This is a genomic window from Stenotrophomonas sp. YJH_SMC_127 (assembly GCF_059372445.1).
The window spans coordinates 145867-165233 of sequence record NZ_JCAFVO010000006.1; the positions used below are offsets into that span (position 1 = coordinate 145867).

At 63.8% G+C, this 19367-nt stretch carries 15 protein-coding genes and 1 tRNA gene; 2 read left to right on the forward strand and 14 right to left on the reverse strand.

Annotation, left to right across the window (positions count from 1 at the left end):
- The 3 genes from AC5QAB_RS15380 to AC5QAB_RS15390 all read right to left on the reverse strand — a co-directional run bounded on the left by AC5QAB_RS15380 (position 1) and on the right by AC5QAB_RS15390 (position 3828).
- On the reverse strand, positions 1 to 1401 hold the full coding sequence (locus AC5QAB_RS15380) for a TPM domain-containing protein (RefSeq protein WP_197561631.1): 1401 nt from the start codon (positions 1399 to 1401) through the stop codon (positions 1 to 3).
- Between the two features lie 2 nt (positions 1402 to 1403).
- Positions 1404 to 3242 carry a M3 family metallopeptidase gene (locus AC5QAB_RS15385; RefSeq protein WP_197561624.1) on the reverse strand — a complete coding sequence of 613 codons (1839 nt, stop codon included), beginning with the start codon at positions 3240 to 3242 and terminating at the stop codon, positions 1404 to 1406.
- Positions 3243 to 3315: 73 nt separating this feature from the next.
- Positions 3316 to 3828: a hypothetical protein gene (locus AC5QAB_RS15390; protein WP_032958753.1), complete on the reverse strand. Its 513-nt coding sequence runs from the start codon at positions 3826 to 3828 to the stop codon at positions 3316 to 3318.
- A gap of 82 nt (positions 3829 to 3910) precedes the next feature.
- Here AC5QAB_RS15390 and AC5QAB_RS15395 point away from each other — a divergent pair, with 82 nt between their 5' ends.
- On the forward strand, positions 3911 to 4537 hold the full coding sequence (locus tag AC5QAB_RS15395; RefSeq protein ID WP_032958751.1) for a YiiX/YebB-like N1pC/P60 family cysteine hydrolase: 627 nt from the start codon (positions 3911 to 3913) through the stop codon (positions 4535 to 4537).
- 54 nt (positions 4538 to 4591) lie between these two features.
- Here AC5QAB_RS15395 and AC5QAB_RS15400 read toward each other — a convergent pair whose 3' ends face one another.
- The 3 genes from AC5QAB_RS15400 to ubiA form a co-directional block, all read right to left on the reverse strand.
- The gene (locus AC5QAB_RS15400; protein ID WP_005414774.1) at positions 4592 to 4756 is read right to left on the reverse strand and encodes a hypothetical protein; all 165 of its coding nucleotides are present in this window, start codon (positions 4754 to 4756) and stop codon (positions 4592 to 4594) included.
- Between the two features lie 273 nt (positions 4757 to 5029).
- Entirely contained in the window at positions 5030 to 6454 is a 1425-nt protein-coding gene (locus AC5QAB_RS15405; protein WP_014038818.1) for a short-chain fatty acid transporter, read from the reverse strand.
- Between the two features lie 478 nt (positions 6455 to 6932).
- Positions 6933 to 7826, reverse strand: a complete 894-nt coding sequence (gene ubiA, locus AC5QAB_RS15410; RefSeq protein ID WP_005411493.1) for a 4-hydroxybenzoate octaprenyltransferase — start codon at positions 7824 to 7826, stop codon at positions 6933 to 6935.
- A gap of 149 nt (positions 7827 to 7975) precedes the next feature.
- Here ubiA and AC5QAB_RS15415 point away from each other — a divergent pair.
- Positions 7976 to 8052: transfer RNA gene (locus tag AC5QAB_RS15415), tRNA-Arg, on the forward strand.
- 126 nt (positions 8053 to 8178) lie between these two features.
- On the opposite strand, the gene AC5QAB_RS15420 is transcribed toward AC5QAB_RS15415, so the two are convergent.
- The 8 genes from AC5QAB_RS15420 to AC5QAB_RS15455 form a co-directional block, all read right to left on the reverse strand.
- Positions 8179 to 8628, reverse strand: coding sequence for an adhesin (locus AC5QAB_RS15420; RefSeq protein ID WP_495223689.1), 450 nt, complete (start codon positions 8626 to 8628; stop codon positions 8179 to 8181).
- Positions 8625 to 9059 carry a hypothetical protein gene (locus tag AC5QAB_RS15425; RefSeq protein ID WP_049408873.1) on the reverse strand — a complete coding sequence of 145 codons (435 nt, stop codon included), beginning with the start codon at positions 9057 to 9059 and terminating at the stop codon, positions 8625 to 8627. Before AC5QAB_RS15425 ends, AC5QAB_RS15420 begins: the two co-directional genes overlap by 4 nt.
- 956 nt (positions 9060 to 10015) lie before the next feature.
- Positions 10016 to 10513 carry a hypothetical protein gene (locus AC5QAB_RS15430; RefSeq protein WP_236636274.1) on the reverse strand — a complete coding sequence of 166 codons (498 nt, stop codon included), beginning with the start codon at positions 10511 to 10513 and terminating at the stop codon, positions 10016 to 10018.
- Positions 10514 to 11196: 683 nt separating this feature from the next.
- Complete coding sequence (locus tag AC5QAB_RS15435) at positions 11197 to 11457, reverse strand: ankyrin repeat domain-containing protein (protein ID WP_197562012.1); 261 nt, start codon at positions 11455 to 11457, stop codon at positions 11197 to 11199.
- A 286-nt stretch (positions 11458 to 11743) separates the two neighbouring features.
- Positions 11744 to 12109, reverse strand: a complete 366-nt coding sequence (locus AC5QAB_RS15440) for a hypothetical protein (RefSeq protein WP_180886920.1) — start codon at positions 12107 to 12109, stop codon at positions 11744 to 11746.
- 397 nt (positions 12110 to 12506) lie between these two features.
- The gene (locus tag AC5QAB_RS15445; RefSeq protein WP_032958733.1) at positions 12507 to 12962 is read right to left on the reverse strand and encodes an SEL1-like repeat protein; all 456 of its coding nucleotides are present in this window, start codon (positions 12960 to 12962) and stop codon (positions 12507 to 12509) included.
- Positions 12959 to 17644: an RHS repeat-associated core domain-containing protein gene (locus tag AC5QAB_RS15450; protein WP_495233487.1), complete on the reverse strand. Its 4686-nt coding sequence runs from the start codon at positions 17642 to 17644 to the stop codon at positions 12959 to 12961. The genes AC5QAB_RS15445 and AC5QAB_RS15450 overlap by 4 nt, the downstream gene beginning before the upstream one ends.
- A 317-nt stretch (positions 17645 to 17961) precedes the next feature.
- Positions 17962 to 19317, reverse strand: a complete 1356-nt coding sequence (locus AC5QAB_RS15455) for a Gfo/Idh/MocA family protein (protein WP_075076247.1) — start codon at positions 19315 to 19317, stop codon at positions 17962 to 17964.
- Positions 19318 to 19367 lie beyond the last annotated feature (50 nt).

Sequence of the window (19367 nt, forward strand, 5' to 3'; positions counted from 1 at the left end):
CTACCAGCTGCCCGACGCACCACCTCCGCCGCTGCGGCCGCCGCCTCCGGACCAGCTGCTGGAGCTGCTCGCAGACGAACTTGATGACGGGGAGCTGGACGCACTGCGGTGGCCGACGGATGATCTGCGGCTGCCGCGTGCCTTCTCACCGGGCAGCATGGTGAAAATCCAGGCGAAGTACAGCACGACCGTGCCGGCACTCCACCCGATCGTCGCGGCAAGGCGTGCCACCGGGTCGGCGCGATCAATGGCCAGCAGTGCGAAGAGCACGTAGCCAGCGGTCAGCAGCAAGAGCACTGCGAACCTCACCCCGAAGCTGCTGCGGTCCTTGTGCCAGCGCGCGCGGCACGCCTGCACGAGGAAGAACAGCAGCATGGCTACGATGCCTGCCGCCAGGTCCAGCAACGTGTGCAGGGCCAGACTGGGCGGCAACTGGCCACGCAGCACCATCACCACCAAGAACCCCGAACTGACCCCGAGCATGCCGAGCAGCACCACGCGCACACCTCGGCTGCGGCGCCAGCACCAGCCAAGCAGGCTCGCCACCGGTACGCACAACGCCAATACGATGCAGACCGCTGCCAATGCCTGGCGTGGCGCCCACATAGCCGCCGACAGCAGACCCGCGGCTACCACAGCCGTCACCAGCATCGGGCGGGCCCAGGCCGGCAATCGCTTCGGGCGCGCCTGCGGCGTGGTGACCTCGCGTGGCGCTCCACGCTGGCGCTCGCGGTGCCTGCGTGCGAGGTCGTCCGGCATCCTGGCCGCGGGCGCCGAGGGCGGTGAGCGCCACAGACCCGCAAGGAAGCCGGCCAGCAGCGTCAGTGCAACCACGGAATCCGCGCTGCGCCAATCGGCCGGCAGCACGTTGCGCATCGATGGCGCTTCCCAGGCCGGCAGGTCCTCGCCATCGATCAGCGCGACCACGACCTTCGTTCCATCCAGCAGGCCCTGGTCAAGGTCGCCATCGCGGAAACGCGGCACGATCGCCTTGTCGATGATGCGGGCGGCATAGGCATCTGGAATCGCGCCCTCCAGACCGTAACCGGTCTGGATGCGTACACGGCGGTCCTGCACGGCCACGAGCAGCAGCACGCCATCGTCAACGCCTTCCCGGCCCAGCTGCCACTGGTCGAACACCCGCTGTGCGTAGGCCTCGATGCCCTCGTCGCCAGCATGGTCGACCACCAGCACCTGCAGCTGCGCGCCGGTGCGCGCCTGCAACTTGAGGGCCTGCGTGCGCAGTATGTCGCGGGTATCCGCCGAAAGTGCGTTGGCGGCGTCCACCACCGGGTCATCCAGCGCAGGGACCGCAGCACCGGCCATCACCACCATCGGCAACAGGCACAACAGCATCAACAGCCATGCCGTGACCCGGGTGCACGTCGTCCTGCGCAGCATCTTCACGTGCCCTGCCCTGCCTCGATCCGCGCATGCAGCGCCTGCAGCTGCGCGGCCGCCTGATTGAACACCTGCAGATCGGCATCGACCAGCGCCGGCCAGTCGGGCGCGTGCCCCAGCAACTGCGCCACCTGCTCGGTCGGCGCACGATCGAAACCTTCACCCAGCACCGCGAGATAGCGTTCACGGAACCCTGCCGGGTCGCGTTGATCCTGCACGAACAGCTGCACGGCCAGCAGCCCTGCATAGAGGTAGTTCACCAGATAGTTGGGGTGGTCATACATCAGGCGCTTGCCGATCCAGCCGTTGCGCAGCTGCGGATAGCGCTCCGGGTCCTGCCCGAAGCGCGCCAGCACCCGGCTGGTCAACGCGTCCAGGTCATCGGCGGTACCCAGCGTGTTGTCCGCCACGCCCTCGTAGATCGACTGCTCCAGCTGCGCCTCTTCGGAAGACGTGAACAGCTGCAGCACCATATCGTCCAGCAGTGACTTCAGGTAATAGGCCTTGGCCCGCGGGTCCTCTGCCTGCTGGTACAGCTGGTCGCGGAAGCGCAGTTCGTTGTAGATGGCGAAGGCCTCGGTCAGCCACTGGCTGCCATTGCGCTGCAGTGGCGAGGCATGGCCGCGCTGCATCCACTCACCGTGCATGGCATGACCGGCTTCATGGGCGATCTCGACATCGCTTTCCAGATCACCACGGCGCACGCCAACGAACAGCATTGCCGGCACGCCGGGAGCGCTTACCGAGAACGCGTCCTGGCTGCGGTCACCACGTTCGGTGGCCAGATCCATGCGCCGGTTGGCCGGATCGAGCAGCGCACGCAGCTCACTGACGTACGCCGGCCCCAGGTGCTGCATGGCATCGGCGGCATTGTCGCGCAGCTGCGCCAGCGTCAATACCGGTGGCATATAGCCGGCATCGGGCAACGTGGTATCCCAGAGCTGCGGCGCATCGATGCCTGAGCGCGCGGCGTGGCGCAGCAGCATGTCCTGGTAGGCGCGACGGTCCCCTGCATGGCGTCCGATCGCCTGCAGCGTAGCATCCACCGCCGATGCATCCAGGCCCATGCGCTGGTAGCCCCGCGCCGGTGCAGAACCATCGCCCTGCAGGCGCGCGGCGGCATCGTTCACCTGCACCAGGCCCAGCAGCACCGAGGCCATCGGCTCGCGGCGCGAGTGCAGGCCCTGCCAGTAACCCTTCCAGCCCGCTTCCCGCAACGCGCGGTCCTGCTGCTGGGCCAGTGCCTGCTTGTCGTGCCCGGTGTCCCAGTGCCGACCATCACGCTCGATCTGCGGGTACTCGGCACTGCGCAGGATCTGCCCACGCAGCCGTGCGAAACTGTCCAGCGCCGGATCGGCCAGGGCCTCCACGGCCTCATCCAGTGCGGTACTGGCCGGTGCTGCAGCGTCCTTCAGCGCACGCGCGCGCAGGAAGGCATACGGTGCGGCCCACGCCGCGTCTGCGGGCGCTTCGCGCAGCGCCGCGCGGCCGGTGTGGGCGATGCGGCTGCACAGCCCCATCATCTGGTCCAGCGCCTGCGTCGGGCGATGGTCACGGGCATTGCGTGCGGCCTGCAGATGCAGATAGCTGTGATGGCGCAGGCACTGCGCCTGCAGTGCCTCGGCCTGATGGAAGCGTTGCGCAGGTGCAAGCGCGGAAGCCTGCTGCAGGGCCTCGACACGCTTGCCCAGCTCGCCGCGCGCGGCCTGTTCGGCTGCCGCACTGGCGAAGTAGGCGCTATCGTCGGCCGGCAGCGACTGCGCCTGGACGCCGGTGAAGGGTGCCATTGCCAGCATGACAGTCATGGTGGCGGTGATGGTGCACATCCTGCGAGCCCGCATCGGCGTCTCCCTGCCTGGATCAGGCTCCGAGCCTAGCAGCCCCCGCCCGGCCGCGCCTGTGCCGGGACAGGCATCAGATCGACTCATCCTCGCGCTTGACCAGCGTCCAGCAGGGCGACTGCGCGAAGGTGTAGGTCTGCTGGTCGCTGCTGTCCGGCGTGCGGATCTGTACCTGCCGTTGCCCATCGGCCAGCGTGCTGACCTGCATCTCGCGGCCCTGCCCGGCCAACGCGGCGGGATCAGGCATCACCGGCCACTCGACATCGGCCAGCGCCAGGCGGCTTTCCACCTTGCGCGGTTCCGGCTCGGCCTCGGCATCGATGTAGCTGTCCAGCAGCGGATCGGCGGTGGCCTTTTCCTGCAGCGCGATCTCGTTGCCGAAGTGCTTCAGGAACGCATCGAACTGCGAGTAGGGGCATTCGCCGCTGGCAGGCACCGGTGCGGGCTGGACCGCTGCCGCCGTGGACGACGGCGCGGGATGTGCAGGCGCCACTTCCGTGGGCGTCACCTGGGGCTCGGGCGTGCAGGCAACCAGGGCCACGCCACAGGCAAGCATCAGCACGGCAGCGGAACGGTTTCGACGCATGGGCTCATCCTGAATCCGGTTGGGTCGTCCCATGCTACCGCGCGCCCTACAATTCCGGCATTCCGCCTGACCGAGACTCTCCATGCGTCGCCTCCTGCTCATGATCGGCCTGCTGTTGCCCGCCCTGTGGCCAGCGCTGGCGATGGCCGTCGATGTCCACGAAGGCGATCTGCTGTTCGTCACCGCCGGCCGCAGCGGCCTCAGTGCGGCCATCGACGATGCCACCGGCAAGCAGGGCGCGCCCAGCTTCGATCATGTGGCCCTGGTCGCTGTGGCGCCAAACGGCTGGGAGGTACTGCATGCGGACGAGAAGGGATCGCGTCGGCAATCGCTGGTCGAGTTCCGCCAGGACGCCCGGACCAAGCAGCGGCAGATCGTGGTCTATCGCCTGCGGGCACCGCAGCAGGCGGCGATCAAGGATGCGGTCGCCACCGCGCGCATGATGCTGGGCAAGCCGTACAACACGTCGTATGTGTTGAACGAGGACAGCTACTACTGTTCCGACTTCATCGAGCGTGCGTTCCGTGCGCACCATGTGTTCGCGCTGCAGCCGATGAACTTCCGCAATCCGCAGACCGGGCAGATCGCCCAGCACTGGGTCGATCTGTACCGCGGCATGGGCATGGAGGTGCCGCAGGATCAGCCCGGCACCAATCCCAATGACATGTCGGCCGCCCCGGTGCTGCAACGCATCGGCGTGCTGGAATAAGCGAAGCCCCGCGCGCGGCGGGGCTTCGGGGGTTGCCCAGGGTGGGTACCGACGTCACTCTTCCTCGTCCTGCCCACCTTGCTGCTGATTGCGCTGGTTGCGCTGCTGCTGTTCCTGCTGTTGTTGCTGCTGCTGGTCGCGGCCACGGCCCTGCTGCTGATCCTGCTGGTTCTGCTGGCCCTGCTGCTTCTGGTTCGGGTTCTGGTTCTGCTGTGCCATGTCCGATCTCCAAAGCCACGCGCGGAATGCGGTGGACGGGGCCATCGTCTGCAGCGAAGAGTTAATCGCGCGTTGGCGGACGGCTACACCGGTGTGTACGCGCGTGAATGAACGCGCAGAAGCCCTTGTGGCACAAGCGGCTGAAGGATTCATGCGGGTTCGGCATGTCCTCATGCCATCCCCAGCGTTGCTCGCATTCATGGCGCTCGCAGCCGGAAACACGCGCTGAACGAGGCTGGTTTCCCGGCGCATGCAGGGAAGCCAGCTCTGCATTCATGGCATCACCGGTGGCACATACGCCAGGGTCATGCCCAGCAGCCACAACAGGCCCAGCACCAGCGGGATGTGCACCAGCAGCTGGATGAAGGTGAAGCCCACGATGTCGCGTGCCTTCAGGCCCAGCACGCCCAGCAGCGGCAGCATCCAGAACGGGTTGATCAGGTTGGGCAGGGCTTCGGCCGCGTTGTAGACCTGCACCGCCCAGCCCAGGTGCGCCTTCAGTTCGTTGGCGGCCTGCATCACGTACGGCGCCTCGATGATCCACTTGCCGCCACCGGACGGCACGAAGAAGCCCAGCACGGCCGAATAGACGCCCATCACCAGCGCGAACGAATCGGTGCTGGCCACGTGCACGAACAGGCTCGACAGCCGGTGCGCCAGGGTCTGCCCGTCACCGCCAGCGGCGTGGGTGAGGATCATCGCGATGCCGCCGTACAGCGGGAACTGGATCAGCACGCCGGTGGTACTCGGCACCGCCTTGGCCACCGCGTTGAGGAAGCTGCGCGGGCGCCAGTGCAGCAGCAGGCCCAACGAGATGAACAGGAAGTTGTAGGTATTGAGGTTGGCGATGGCGGTGATCACCGGCTTGTTGGCGAACTCGTTGAACAGCCAGCCGAACGCCAGCAGCGAGAGCAGCACGGTCAGCAGCGGGCTGTATTCCAGCCATTCGCCCGGGCGCGTGCGTCGCTGCAGCGGTTCCGGCTCGGCCTGTGCAGCACCGGGGAACTCCTCGGCGGTACGCGCACTACCCGCCGCGGGTGCCGTCAGCCAGGCGATCAGCAGCGAGACCAGGATCAGCACCGAGGTCAGCGCGATCGACTGCCACAGGAAGATGGTTTCGGTGAACGGCAGCACGCCGGTGATCTCCACCAGCCCCGGCGGCATGCTGGCCGGGTTGGCCTGCAGCTGTGCGGCCGAGGAACTGAGCCCCATTGCCCACACCGCACCCAGGCCGAGGTACGCCGAAGCACCGGCGGCGCGGTAGTCCATGCGCAGTTCGGTACGACGGGCCAGCGCACGCACCAGCAGGCCACCGAACACCAGCGAGAACCCCCAGCTGAGCAGCGAGGCGAGCATGCTGACCAGGCCCACGTACACCACCGCACCGCGGCCGGTACGCGGCACCCGGGCGAGGAAATCGATGAAGCGTGCGACCACCGGCGCCGTCGCCACGGCGTAGCCACCGATGACCACGAAGGCCATCTGCATGGTGAAGGGAATCAGGCTCCAGAAGCCGTCACCGAAGGCGCTCGCGGTGGCCTGCGGGGTCGAGCCGAAGCCCATCGCGGCCAGCGCGACGATGACCACGCCCAGCACCGCGAACACATACGCATCGGGGAACCACTTTTCCGCCCAGGCGGCCGAACGCAGCGCTGCGCGCGCCATCCAGCCGTCCTGTACTGCTGCCGTAGAGGCCATCATTCACCCTCCCAGGTTCGATGGCCCGATTCTGGGCGGTGGGGTGCGGGCTGTCAGCCACCTATTGGTCGTAGGCGGCACAGAACGGTAGTGCCGGCCGCTGGCCGGCAATTTCCCAATCGGGATGGTCGTGCAGCCGGCCAGCGGCCGGCTCTACCAGATCCAGGCATCATCGCAGGTGGTGGAAGGCGGTGGTGCCGGCCGCTGGCCGGCAACCTCGGGATCGCGCACGGGCGCAGCCGGCCAGCGGCCGGCTCTACCAGATCCAAGCATCATCGCAGGTGGTGGAAGGCGGTAGTGCCGGCCGCTGGCCGGCAACTTCGGGATCGCGCACGAGTGCAGCCGGCCAGCGGCCGGCTCTACCAGATCCAGGCATCATCGCAGGTGGTGGAAGGCGGTAGTGCCGGCCGCTGGCCGGCAACCTCGGGATCGCGCACGGGCGCAGCCGGCCAGCGGCCGGCTCTACCAGGCCTTGGGATCAACGCAGCGCCAGGTCCACGGCGATGCCGGCAAACAGCGCGGCACCCACCCAGTTGTTGTGCAGGAACGCCTTGAAGCACGGGCCGCGTTCGCGGTTGCGGCAGATCCAGAACTCGTACACCACCAGCGCGGTGGCCACGGCCACGCCGGCCAGGTAGTACCCGCCCAGCCCGCCACGCACGCCGACCAGCGCCATCGTGGCCAGGAACAGTGCGTACAGCACGCCCTGGATGACCAGGTCGAGATCACCGAACAGGATCGCGGTGGAGTGCGAGCCCATCTTCAGGTCGTCCTCGCGGTCGACCATGGCGTACCAGGTGTCGTAGGCGGTGGACCACAGGATGTTGCCGGCATACAGCAGCCAGCCCAGCATCGGCACCTCGCCCTGCACGGCGGCGAACGCCATCGGGATGCCCCAGCCGAACGACATGCCTAGGTAGACCTGCGGCAGATGGGTGTAGCGCTTCAGGTACGGATAGCTGGCAGCCAGGAACACGCCGATGAAGCTCAGGCCGATGGTCAGCCCGTTCAGGGTCAGCACCAGGCCGAACGCCACCAGCATCAGTACGGCGAACAGCGCCAGCGCGGCGCGGCCGCTGATCGCACCGGTGGCCAGCGGGCGCGCCTTGGTGCGCTCCACATGCGGGTCGAGCCAGCGGTCGGCGTAGTCGTTGATGACGCAACCGGCCGAGCGGGTCAGCCACACGCCGGCGGTGAACACGAACAGCGTCCACAGCGGCGGCAGGCCGCCCGCGGCCAGCCACAACGCCCACCAGGTGGGCCACAGCAGCAGCAGCGTGCCGATCGGGCGATCAGCGCGCATCAGACTCCAGTAATGCCGCCAACGCGGCGTCGCCGGCGACTGCGGCGAAGTGAGGGGGGTATCAGCCATGGCGATAGGATACTCCTGCCCCTCTGGCAGGGCTTTGCCCGTGGGGGGAGATTTGTTCGGCGAAACTGGATAGAATGCCGGTCCCGCACCGCTTCATGGCGTTGCGATGCCCGCCCCGGCACCGGCCGACGGCGCGGCGGTTCTACAACGCGCCCGTAGCTCAGCCGGATAGAGTAGTGGCTTCCGAAGCCATTGGTCGGGGGTTCGAATCCCTCCGGGCGCGCCATTTTTCCTTCATTGCCTGTACGCAGCGTCCCAACTGGGCGATGCTGCGATGTCGCGAGGAATCCGGCTCGCCTGCGGCGGAAGCTAGGGCGATGGTGGCCATGCATCCGGCACGCCGCCAGGAATGTCAGGGAATGAACGTTGCCGAGCGATGCTCGCAACCGGCTGCATCCCGTACCACCATGGAGTACTCCTCACCCGCGCTGGATTGCCCGGGCAGGAACAGGCCATCACCGTCGAAAAAAACGCTCTGCTGTTCACCCTGTCCGATCGACAGCCCGATCGCTCCCGGCGTGATTTCCTCAAGGATCACGTTGTGAGGCCGCCAGGCATCCTCGCCTGTGCGCCTCATCTCTGCGCGAGCGGTCCTTGAGTTCAACCTGCGTCTCTCATCCACCCACAGCTGAAGCGGCTGATCAGCATTGTGGGTGATCTGGAAGCGCCCGTAGGTCAGTCCGTCGACTCTCTCGGTGCCGACGTAGGTGAGATGGGCCGGCGGACACTTCGTGGTGCGGTTCGGATGCGCCGCACAGGATGTCAGTGCAACCACGAGGCAAAAGGCAGTCAGGCGCTTCATGGGTTCGAGGCCTGATGTGGGTTGTTGTCGCGGCGGCAAGCGGCAGTGAGGGCAACCAGCACTGCGCCCCAGAGCGGCGTGAGCAGCACGACGCTCATCACCGTCAGCGAAACCGGTACCTGCCAGAGCAGCGATGGGCTGAATCCGCTGAATCTATAGGCTTCCAGTACAAGCACCACGACCTGGGCCAGAAGGCCCGCGAGCAGCCCCAAGCCAGCCCCCTTGGCAAGCCGCCTGATCGTCAGGCGGCCAGCGGCGGGAACCCGTGCGCCAATTCCCAGCAACAGAAGGCTGACGGCATACAGCCAGAAGAAAACCTGATGTGAGTCGAAGGCGTAAAGCGCCCTGCCCACAAAGTGCAGGAACAGCCAGAGTGCTCCACACGACACCGCGTAGGCCAGCCCGTACCGAAGAATCTGCCTGGCTTTCATCTTGTACCTCTCCGAGGGCGTGCAGGCCGATCGCGTTCTTTGGTGGAGGAGCGCGGGAGCTCATGCACCTTGCATCCCGCTTGGCGCCCTACTCGCGCAACGCATCGCGCAGCGCTCGAGAGTACCTGCCTGCCTCCAGCGTTCGCAGCTGGGCCAGTGGAATCCGATACCTCCTGAACAGTGCGGCCAGTTCTCTTGCAAGCCCCTGGAGCGGAGCGCGTCGAACAGTATTGATGAGACCTTTTCCAAGGTATCCAAATTCATCTTCATACCAGACGCCGAATTCGAGTTTCTTAAGGCCAGGCTGGCACTGAGAAGAAGATTGCGACTGCCGGCCCACAGCGGGCATCTGCGCCCCCCAACAGTGGAGGTCATACGGAGAATATCTGAAAATCACTATCTGCATATTTCCCGCGCCCTGCCGAGAACTGCCGCGCTTGCCCGTCCGACTTCGAGCTTCCGTATCAATCCAGCACATTCAGGCCGATCCCCAGTTTTCGCTCCATAGATCACGGGCTCACCCTTCCTATCTACTCCGTCCAAATAGAGCTCTGCGCAATCACCAGCGATCGTACCAATGCGCACCGCACGAACCTTCTCGATACTGGCGTCTGGACCGGCTGCACCCTCGCACATCCCACCGTAATACGCACTACTCAGTTCCGCGTAGATGGGTTTCAGCTGCAGCTCCCCTAAGCGGTCATTCTCGCATGCGCTCAGGGCGAGCACACAGACGGACGCGACAGACAAAGCGCGCAGGAAGAAGCCTTTGGCATCGAGAGAACTCTTGAGCAACCCCGATTTCCTTTGACTGTTTTCCATTACCTCCCCAGAACGATCTGCTCGAACGCATTGGTCGCGCTGCGCCGATCTCCCTTGCGGTTGCCGAGCGCGCCATTGGTCGCACACCTGGCGTCATCCGCCAGGCAGTAGGCGGAGCTCGGCGCTTCAGCGCACTATAGCGCCGCCGAGCATCGACCGAATACGTTGGCGGGCTTCTCCCGAAGGCTCACGGCAACCACCCGTTGCTTCTGCTCACCGCAGCCCCCCATCACCCCATACATGATGAGAAGTCCCTTGTCGTTGACGTAGCCGATGAACTTGCCCCTACTTTCATCCGAAGCGGCCCTGACGAAGTAGACGCTCTCCCCGGGCGCTGGCTTCAGGTCACTCAACGGCATTGGACCGATCTTCCCTTCAACCTCTGATGCCGATACCACGGCCAGCGAATGCTCCAACATCCACTCCGCAATGGCTGCTTCACTATCAGGATCAAGCGTGGAAATGCGGTCAAGCGGCAGAGTCGTTGAATTGCCAGGGAAAATCGCATCGGACGAAACATCTACCCAGTCCGACTTCCATTCCGTATGTTGAAACTGGTGAATGCTGCAGCCCCCTAGCATTGGCAAGAGCAGCACCGCTGCACGCAAGATACCAGCCTTCGGCATGGACATGAGAGCCCCAGAAAGGGCCGGCCAAATGTTAGTTACCATCTGCAACCCGTTCTGCAAAACGATTCAGGGACTGCACCTCGTGCCCAAGATGGCATGTCATTTCTTGACTTCCCTATCATGGGCTGGCGCTTGGCGTGTCGCTACTCTGCCCCGGGTTTGCGGCAGCGTGCGTAGTCGAAACACCCGGCCTGCGCGCATAACTGTAATCGGGATCCCGGCAAGCGCGCACGATCGGACTTCGTGCGTGCCTGATCGCGCCGGGGAACCAGCACAGCACCAGCACCACCGCACAGATCATTCCCAGCCGCGCCCATTCACCCGCGACACTGGCCCCGATCAGCGGCAATGCTGCCACCAGGATGATGACCTGTGTGTACAGAAGATAGAGCGTGTACGTGCCCAACCGCGGGTCTGAACGAAGCTCGACGCGACACCTCCGGCAGGACATCTTTGCTTGACGCCTTCCAGCAAATCGCAGGGGAAAGCGCTGCCCGCTGGCGCCACAAAGTGGACAGATGAAGGTCATCAGGCGCATCGGTAAAACCTCTTTTCAGAAGTTTCCATCAGCAGGTTCCATCTGCGGCGTCGACCATACGCACCACATCATCAAACCTCGGGTCCTGGCACATCATTTCCAGTGGTGTCCGATCAAGCTCATTCCGTGCGTGTGGGTCTGCACCACACTATAGGAGATAGGCCGCAGCCGCGACGCTGCCATGTGCCACCGCGCTTGCCAGCGGCGTCAGATCAAGATCACCACGCACATCGATGGTGGTCACGAAGGGCATCAATGCGCTGAGGAGGGCCACATCGTTGTAATAGGCCACCACATGCAGGGGCGTGTCCTCATAGGCCCCTTGGGTCTCCGGACAAGTCAGCACCGTATCGCCGAAGTCAGTGCCGACACCGAGCCGGGAAAGCAGTTCGCTGAGTACAGGATCCATGATGTTCATCGGGCTGCACGCACGGTAGAGCCCATTGCGTTGGCCCGATGGTGATCCGTCCTGTAATCCATCCCTCCGTCAGCTCCGTGTCGACCTAGATGCCCCGCAGCCCGCACCCACTCAAGCCAGGCGGAGCGTGCGTCGTGGAGCGATACCCTCAACAGATCACTCCGCACCCACGATGGATTCGCGTGGAAATGAAAATTCCGTCCCCATCCGGCGTATCCGTCTGCTGTTGCCCCCGGTGATCGATAGCTCGATCGCCCCGGGAAGCTCTGCTCAGGAATCATGATTTGACAGGAATCAACCGGCCTTCCCAAGTGCCCTCTACTAGAAGTGCAATCTCTGCGCCGACAGAGGCCTCAATGAAGACCAAGGTGTCACCATCGACAATTTCCCGGGCAGCCACTGGGTCTAGACCAAGGAGGAAGCAACACCGCTGGAATTCAAAGGAATCATCCTTTCGATTGAAGACCTTAAGATCGAGCACGACATTCTGGCTAGAGAAACCATCAATGCTCGCCTTCCTGACTCGACCAAAGACCAAATCATAGGATCCCTGCACAGAGTCATCGAACAGAGAAACAGTCACTCCGGACACCGGATCAAGACGAATTCCAGCTAACTGGAGATCATGAATATCAATACTCACAAGTTCCTTCTATTTGGCCAATGCTACAAGCTGGCTCAACAGCTGCAATCTCTGCCCCGCCCGCAAGCACACCAACAGAACGCTCGCAAATGAAATTCCCACTTCCCTATTCCCACCTCAGACCCACTCACTTAAGAATCTTCAAAGCGCTCCTGAGCACCCTCCGAAGACCTTGGCAGGCCTCTTATTCAGGCTCACAGCAACCACTTCGATGCACTTGCTCCCCACAACGTCCCATTACCCCGTACAAGATGAGAATTCCATTGTCATTCCCATCTATTGACATACGACCGGTAGCCGAAAGCCCACGCCCATCCTCTGCGCACCATGTGAGCCTGGGGACTTAGTGCGTAGCTGGACGTTGTTAGCCCTCAATCGGCAAGTGACCTCTCTCTCCCTATCCTTTACTACCGCATCGTTGAGCTGCTATGCGGGCCGCTTGCTCAAGTTCAGAGTCCGCGCCTCTCACCCCCTTCAACGCGGCACTCTTGAGCCATGCGTATGCCTCACTTGATGACGCGCAGTCCTTCTTGTCCTTCAACATGAAGAACACGTTGTACTGTGCAATCGGGTGCCCCAGTGCTGCGGCATAGACAAGCCACATGTGGGAGCTGCCAGCCGTGCCTCTGCCCTCAAAGTGGCGTGAGATTCGAAACGCTGCCTCAGCGTCGCCCGCGTCTGCGCGGCCAGTCAACGCAAGTAGCTGCTTATCATCAAGCTCAGCGCCACTATCCGTCGCGATCGAGCCGTCAAGCTCAACCACCGGCCTTTCCGGCTGAGGGGGCACCTGCGCATTTACATACCCTGCACCCACCAGATACAGGACAAGACCAGTCTTCTTGAACATGCTCATTTGACCCCACCCTCCTTCATGAAATTCACCCACTCTCCAGGATTGCTTTTATCTTTCTTCCCTTCAGGTGTTTTTCCATAGTTTCCTTGATCCGGATACAAAGGATCGTTCTTTGCCCAGGTGTACTCGGTAGGCGCCTGAATCGTCATATTCAGCGCCCTAGATAGCTGCTGAGCTGGGATCGGCCCACCATTTACCGACTTACCTGTTCGACAGGAATAGAGCCTGATATACAGATACTTTGAAAGATCTGCATCGCGTCGAATTGACTGCGCCAGCGATTCAACAGACATGCTTCTACCATCGGGCCCTATGAAGTTACTTCCGTTGTGGTGAATGCTAATGGTAAGCATATTCGGGGGCGACGGAATCATTTTATTGCCCAGATAAGAATCAGGATTGTCGTGGGGTGGAATATAGTTTAGGTCGGTGAGCCCGTGAGGGTCGACCCGCCTTGCCGGGGAAGCGCTAGCGTACCCATAGGTCGAGATCCCCCCCATCAACCCAATCGGATCACTCTGCGAATAGCGCCCCACAGCCGGATCGTACTCGCGCTGGTAGTTGTAGAGCAGCCCACTCACATCCGTCGCCTGCTGGCCCGGGAAACGCAGTGCCAGCTCGAATGCCACACCATCGCCATCTGGATCGGCACTTGGGATCTGGTTGCCGAACACTTCGCTCTTGCTGCTCCATTCCCAGATCGCGACATTCCGAACCGGATCGATCACCACGCGCGGCGTGCCCAGATGATCCGGCTGCACGTAGGCCAGCTCTGGCACACCGGTACCCGGCACGCTGATCAGCGCCACCGGGTAGTTGTCCAGCCAGATCGCCTGCTGCTGCGCCTGGCCCGTGGCCGAGTAGTTGCCCAGCCACTGCCCCGCCTCGTCATACAGGGTGATCTGCGCTGCGCCACCGGCCGGGGTACGCAGTACGCGTTCACCGCGATGGTTGTAACCGTAGCTTTCCAGTACGGCATTGCCCTGCTTCACCGCGTTCATGCGGTTAGCATCGTTGTAGATGAACGTCTTGCTGCCGATGCTGGTGGTGTTGCCCGCTGCGTCATGGTTGCGTGCTTCGCCATCCACCGCAGTCAGGCGATGGCTGGTTGCTGGATAGGTGTAGCTGGCAGTGCCCGCCGAAGTGGTCAGCGAAGTGCGATTGCCGGTGGCGTCATAGGCATAGGTTTCGATCGGCGTGCCGGTCGTACCGTCCTGGGTCTGGGTCAGGCGGCCCAGCGTGTCGTAGGCGTACTTGGCCAGCACCGTCGAGCCTGTGCCGTTCTTCAGCTCGGTGATCGAACCGACGGGATCGTAGCCATAGCCCAGCGACAGGCCACCGGCGGCCGGGTCATGCACCGCCTGCGGGCGGTAATCCAGATCCAGCGGACGCTGCAGCTGGCGGCCGTTGCCGTAGGTCCAGCCGGTCGCCGGGCCGAAGGCCGCATAGGTCACGTTGTTCACCACGATCTGGCGCGCCTGGCCAGGCCGGGTCAGGCCGATCTGGCTGATGCGGCCCTGGGCATCACGCACGTAGTCAGCCACGCTGCCATCCGGGTAGGTCAGCGCGGCCAGGCGACCCGACTTGCTGTAGGCATAGCGCAGCGTGCTGGCGACACCATTGACGGTCTGCACCTTGCGGGTGACCTGGCCGAAGCGGTCGTGGCAGTACTGGGTGCTGCCATTGGCATGCAGCACCTGCCCCAGGCGTCCCTTGGCAAAGCGTTCGTCGGCGGCACAGACCGCTGGCGCCACGTCATAGCTGTAGCCCACGTCCAGATTGGGGTCCGGGTAGGCAATGCCGATCAGGCGGTTGAGTGCATCGTAGTGATAGGTAGCGGTGACGCCGCGCGCATCGGTGGCCGTCTTGCGATTGCCTGCCGCATCCACGGTGAAGCTGCTGGCGCCACTGTCCGGGCTGACCTGGCCGGTCAGGTCACCGAAACCGTTGTAGGCATAGGTGGTATGCAGGCCCTTCGGGTCAGTGACCTGGGTGACCTGGTCCAGCGCGTTGTACTGACTGCGGATCTCCGCCGCGACGCCACCCACATCCTGCAGGGACTGGGCCAGTCGGTTGAGCGGGTCGTACTGCTGGCTGGTCACGCGCTGCAGGGCGTCGGTCACCGTCTGCGGGTTGCCGTTGGCGTCGTAGGCAAAGCCGGTGGCGTGATTGCCTGCGTCCTTCAATGCGGTCAGCTGGCCGAGCGTGTTGAACGTCCGTGCCAAGGTGCGACGCAGGGTGCCGCCAGTATCCAGCGTGTCTTCCTTGAGCCGGTTGCCGGCGTTGTCCAATGCGTAGTGGATCGTGTTGCCGCTGTTGTCCGCAATATCGGTCAAGCGCTGGGCGGCGTCGTAGACATAGGTAACGCTGCTGCCGTCAGGCTCGGTGACCTGTTGCACCTGACCGGTCGGCCAGTAGCTGATCTGGGTAGTCCGGTCCTCGGCCGCGGTGGCACCGCGCACGGTGACCGAGGTCGGCCAGCCACGGGCATGGTAGGTGTAGGCCGTGACCACGCCGTTGGCATCCTTCGCCGACAGGGGCCGCCCGATTGCGTCGTAGGCCAGGGTCTCAACCGTCTGGCCCAGCGCATTGGTCACACTGCGCAGGTCGCCCTTGCGATAACTGCAGGCACCATTGGCCGCGCATCCCGTGTCGTCCGCGGTGTAGTAGGCATAGGTGGAGACATCCGCCACATCACTGCGCGGACCATCCACGCTACGCAGCAGTCCCACCAGCGGGCACTCCGGGCCCTCGGCCTCACAGTAGGTCTGCGTGGTGACGCGGGTGTCACCGGTCACCATGTCGCGCACGGTGATGGTGGTCGGCTGGAGGCGCGCATTGCGTGCGATGCGGATCTCACGGTTACCGACGGTCTGCTGCACCGGCCGATTGCTATCCATGGCCACGCGCGTTTCGCTGACGCGCTGATCCGGGGTACCGGCCGCTTCGGTGGTGGTGGTCACGCTGACGGCGCCTGCGGCAGGATCGCTGGCCTCGGCATAGGCATACTGGGTGACAAAGCCACGGCGATCGGTCACCGACTGCAGCCGACGCCGGAAATCGGTGCCCTCGGGCAGATAGGCACGAGTGATACTGCCATTGCTCTCGGTGATGCCATTGACCTTGCGCGGAAGGCCACTGGCGCCGCTGGCGGTCAATGCGTAGGTGCTCTGCTTGCCCAGTGCGTCGGTGACGATGGTGGTGCCTGCCGGGGTGTACTCCAGGCGCACGCCATCAATGCCCACGTCGGCTTGACTGCAGTCGCCGGAATGGCGGCTGCAGGTGACCCGCCCCTTGGCGTCGTAGCCGAACCAGCTGTAGCGCCGGGTGTCTTCGGCGGTCACGCCGGTCAGGTAGCCCGGGAAGCGGGCGTCCTCATAGTGGTATGTACGGCTGGCGCCGTCTGCATAGGTCGCAGTGGTCAGCTCGCCAGCAGGAGAGTACGTGTAGCTCACCACAGGCTGGCCGGCGACCACCAGGGCCGTGATCAGCGAATCGTCACCCGGCGCGAGATACTGGACGTCCACACGCCGACCGGTTGAATGGGTGATGCTGAGCAGGCGACCACGGCTGTCGTGCGCATAGGTCAGCGACGTTCCGTCTTCGAAATCGCGGCGCTGCATCAGGCCAGCGGCATCAAAATAAATGCGCTCTCCGGCACGTGAAAGTTGCCAGTTGGTGCCCTGCTGGACAGCGCGATCGCCGCTTCCGTCCATGGCTTCGTAGCTTGCCCCCACTTTCTGGAATGCGGTCTGCCCGCCATCGGCACCGATCAGCCCAACTTTCAGTTCGGGGCTGGGAGGGAAGGTGGAATCGTCTACGCCTGCGGTAAGCCGCAGATTGTGGGAATGGGTCCAGCCCGTGCCCAACGCGCCGCCCGCCGTGCTTGTCAGGGAGTGATAGTGGCGTTGGAAGCTCACCCATCCAAGGTTGAAATCCGGCTCAGGCTGGGATTTATCGCCAGTGGTCGGGTCACACGGGTTACCAACAGGACACTGCTGCGGCGGCAGCGGCGCGCTTGTGTAGGAGAGCATGGGCGACATGTGCGGCTCGTCCTGCTGGACCAGTGAGCACATCTGCAGGGCCTCATTCCACGTCAGGGACGGTCGATTCGGACAAAGCGCCGTTCTGGCCCGGCGCACACGCTCCCACCCCACTATCGACGAGCATTCTTGAGTGCTCTGATGATAGAAGTTCAAGGTGTAATGGAAATCCTTCTCCTCGTTGGTGACGCTACCGTCGTCGCCCCTGCCAAGTCCAAGGAGCTCCACCCAAGGATCCTCCGTGAGTGAAGTCGCCGGGCACTGCGGGTCGCTGACGCGGGTGGCGAGGATCACGCTACGAATCTGATCTTCGGAGGAGTACTCCTGCCCTGAGTGGATGTAGACCCAGTCGGTAGTAACGATCTTCTCGGGCCTCACCCGGTAGTCGTAGATGACCTTCTTTCCAAGGACGCGTTGGCGTTTGACATACCAATCGAAGGGTTTGTCCTTTTCGTACTGGGAAAAGAGCGACTTGATGTCCTTCTGCACCGCCGCTTCGGTGGCTCGCGGCTGACCCATCGACAGGTAGCTCTCCCACTTCCTCTGCACCTCCTGCGCCTGCGCAGCCCAAGGAGCCAAGCTCCCTAGCGCGATCATCGCCAGTGCGGCACACGAAATGGTCTTCAGTCGTTCCAACATCCCTGTTCTCCTTCCTGGACGAACACAGCTCCGGCGGGAACGAGAACGTGGGGCAGCTGCCTCACCACGTCATGCTTCGGATCGTCCCTGGTCCGGAATGCGGCCATGACCGCACGGGGAACGTTATCTCCGATGTGGTTTACACATTCAAGTCAGAAACTGTGGAGTGGGTCGGATTTCAGAGTTTTCTGATAAAGCGAGCGACCGACCGAACAAGCAGCCGGGCGTGGGCTCGGCTCTACAAGACGAATGCTTCCAGAAACGGAAACACCGGGCAGTGCCCGGCGTCTCCGTCACAGCGTGGAAGGGTGTAAACCTCAATACTTACCGTCGAACGCGAAGATCGGCTTGCGCGTCTTCCACGCACCAGCAGTAAAGTCCGGGAACTCCAGCGTCTGGAAGCTGTTGGCGATCGACTGCTCGCTCAACGGGGTGATCGCACTCCAGGTCACCGCGTCGTAGATGTCGATCGGCATCGGTGCCTTGGCCTTCAGTGCTTCAACAAATGCATGGATGACGAACCAGTCCATGCCACCGTGGCCGGCGCTGGCGGCGGTGTCGGCATTCTGCTTCCACAGCGGGTGTTCGTACTCGTCCTGGTACTTCTTGAACTCCTCCCACTGGTGCGGCGGGCTGCGGCCTTCGATGTGGATCGAATGGTTGACGTCCATCCACAGGCCCTTGGTGCCCTGCACGCGGAAGCCCATCGAGTACGGGCGCGGCAGCGAGGTGTCGTGCTGCAGCAGGATGGTCTCGCCGTTCTCGCAGGCCAGCGTGGTGGTCACGATGTCGCCGAGCTTGAACTTCACCTTGGTGCTGGGGTGGGTGGTGCCGCCACTCTTGGCCACGGTGTATTCGTGCAGGCCGCGTGCCTTGGTCGCGAAGGCGTTGATGTGGGTGAAGCGGTTGCCACGGTTGATGCCGGTGTACATCGCGCACGGGCCGATGCCGTGGCTGGGGTACAGCTCGCCGTTGCGTTCCACCGAATGCTCGGTGCGCCAGCGTGCTTCGCTCCAGCCCTTGGGGCCGAATTCCACGCCGCTGTCGTAGGGCTGGTTCGGGTCGCCGGAATTGAACTTCACCCCGCGCAGGTCATGCTGGTAGCCGGCCTGCAGGTGCACCAGCTCGCCGAACAGCCCCTGGCGCACCATCTGCAGCGCCGCCATCACGTCGCGACGGTAGCAGACGTTCTCCAGCAGCATGTACGGGGTGCCGGTGCTCAGCTGGGTCTTCAGCACGTCCCAGTGGTCCTGCAGGGTGATGCCAGCCACCACTTCGCAGCCGACGGCCACGCCGGCCTGCATCGCGGCTATCGACATCGGTGCGTGGTATTCCCACGGCGTGGCGATGATCACGCCATCGATGCCCTTCTGTTCCAGCAGGCGCTTCCACGCGTTGGTGTCGCGGTCCTGGCCATAGGTCTTCGGCGCGGGCTTGCCGGCCTTCGCCACCATCTCTGTGGCACGGCCCAGCATGATCGGCTCGATGTCGCACAGGGCAACCACTTCGACGTCGTCGCGACGCACCAGCTCCTTCAGCAGCACCAGCCCGCGCATGCCGGTGCCGATCATGGCCAGACGCACCTTGCGTCCGCGTGCCCAGGCGGGGGTCTGCGGCAGCAGGCTGCTGGCGGCAACAGCGGCACTGGCCGCGATGAATTCCCTACGCTTCATGGCAAACATCTCTCCTCTTGGCAGCGTGCCGGCCGCAGCCGGCACGCCAG

Bases quoted from the DNA above. Each gene is read 5' to 3' on its own strand.
- AC5QAB_RS15380 (WP_197561631.1), bottom strand. From the start codon at position 1,401: ATGCTGCGCAGGACGACGTGCACCCGGGTCACGGCATGGCTGTTGATG.
- AC5QAB_RS15385 (WP_197561624.1), bottom strand. From the start codon at position 3,242: ATGCGGGCTCGCAGGATGTGCACCATCACCGCCACCATGACTGTCATG.
- AC5QAB_RS15390 (WP_032958753.1), bottom strand. From the start codon at position 3,828: ATGCGTCGAAACCGTTCCGCTGCCGTGCTGATGCTTGCCTGTGGCGTG.
- AC5QAB_RS15395 (WP_032958751.1), top strand. From the start codon at position 3,911: ATGCGTCGCCTCCTGCTCATGATCGGCCTGCTGTTGCCCGCCCTGTGG.
- AC5QAB_RS15400 (WP_005414774.1), bottom strand. From the start codon at position 4,756: ATGGCACAGCAGAACCAGAACCCGAACCAGAAGCAGCAGGGCCAGCAG.
- AC5QAB_RS15405 (WP_014038818.1), bottom strand. From the start codon at position 6,454: ATGGCCTCTACGGCAGCAGTACAGGACGGCTGGATGGCGCGCGCAGCG.
- ubiA (WP_005411493.1), bottom strand. From the start codon at position 7,826: ATGGCTGATACCCCCCTCACTTCGCCGCAGTCGCCGGCGACGCCGCGT.
- AC5QAB_RS15420 (WP_495223689.1), bottom strand. From the start codon at position 8,628: ATGAAGCGCCTGACTGCCTTTTGCCTCGTGGTTGCACTGACATCCTGT.
- AC5QAB_RS15425 (WP_049408873.1), bottom strand. From the start codon at position 9,059: ATGAAAGCCAGGCAGATTCTTCGGTACGGGCTGGCCTACGCGGTGTCG.
- AC5QAB_RS15430 (WP_236636274.1), bottom strand. From the start codon at position 10,513: ATGTCCATGCCGAAGGCTGGTATCTTGCGTGCAGCGGTGCTGCTCTTG.
- AC5QAB_RS15435 (WP_197562012.1), bottom strand. From the start codon at position 11,457: ATGGATCCTGTACTCAGCGAACTGCTTTCCCGGCTCGGTGTCGGCACT.
- AC5QAB_RS15445 (WP_032958733.1), bottom strand. From the start codon at position 12,962: ATGAGCATGTTCAAGAAGACTGGTCTTGTCCTGTATCTGGTGGGTGCA.
- AC5QAB_RS15450 (WP_495233487.1), bottom strand. From the start codon at position 17,644: ATGTTGGAACGACTGAAGACCATTTCGTGTGCCGCACTGGCGATGATC.
- AC5QAB_RS15455 (WP_075076247.1), bottom strand. From the start codon at position 19,317: ATGAAGCGTAGGGAATTCATCGCGGCCAGTGCCGCTGTTGCCGCCAGC.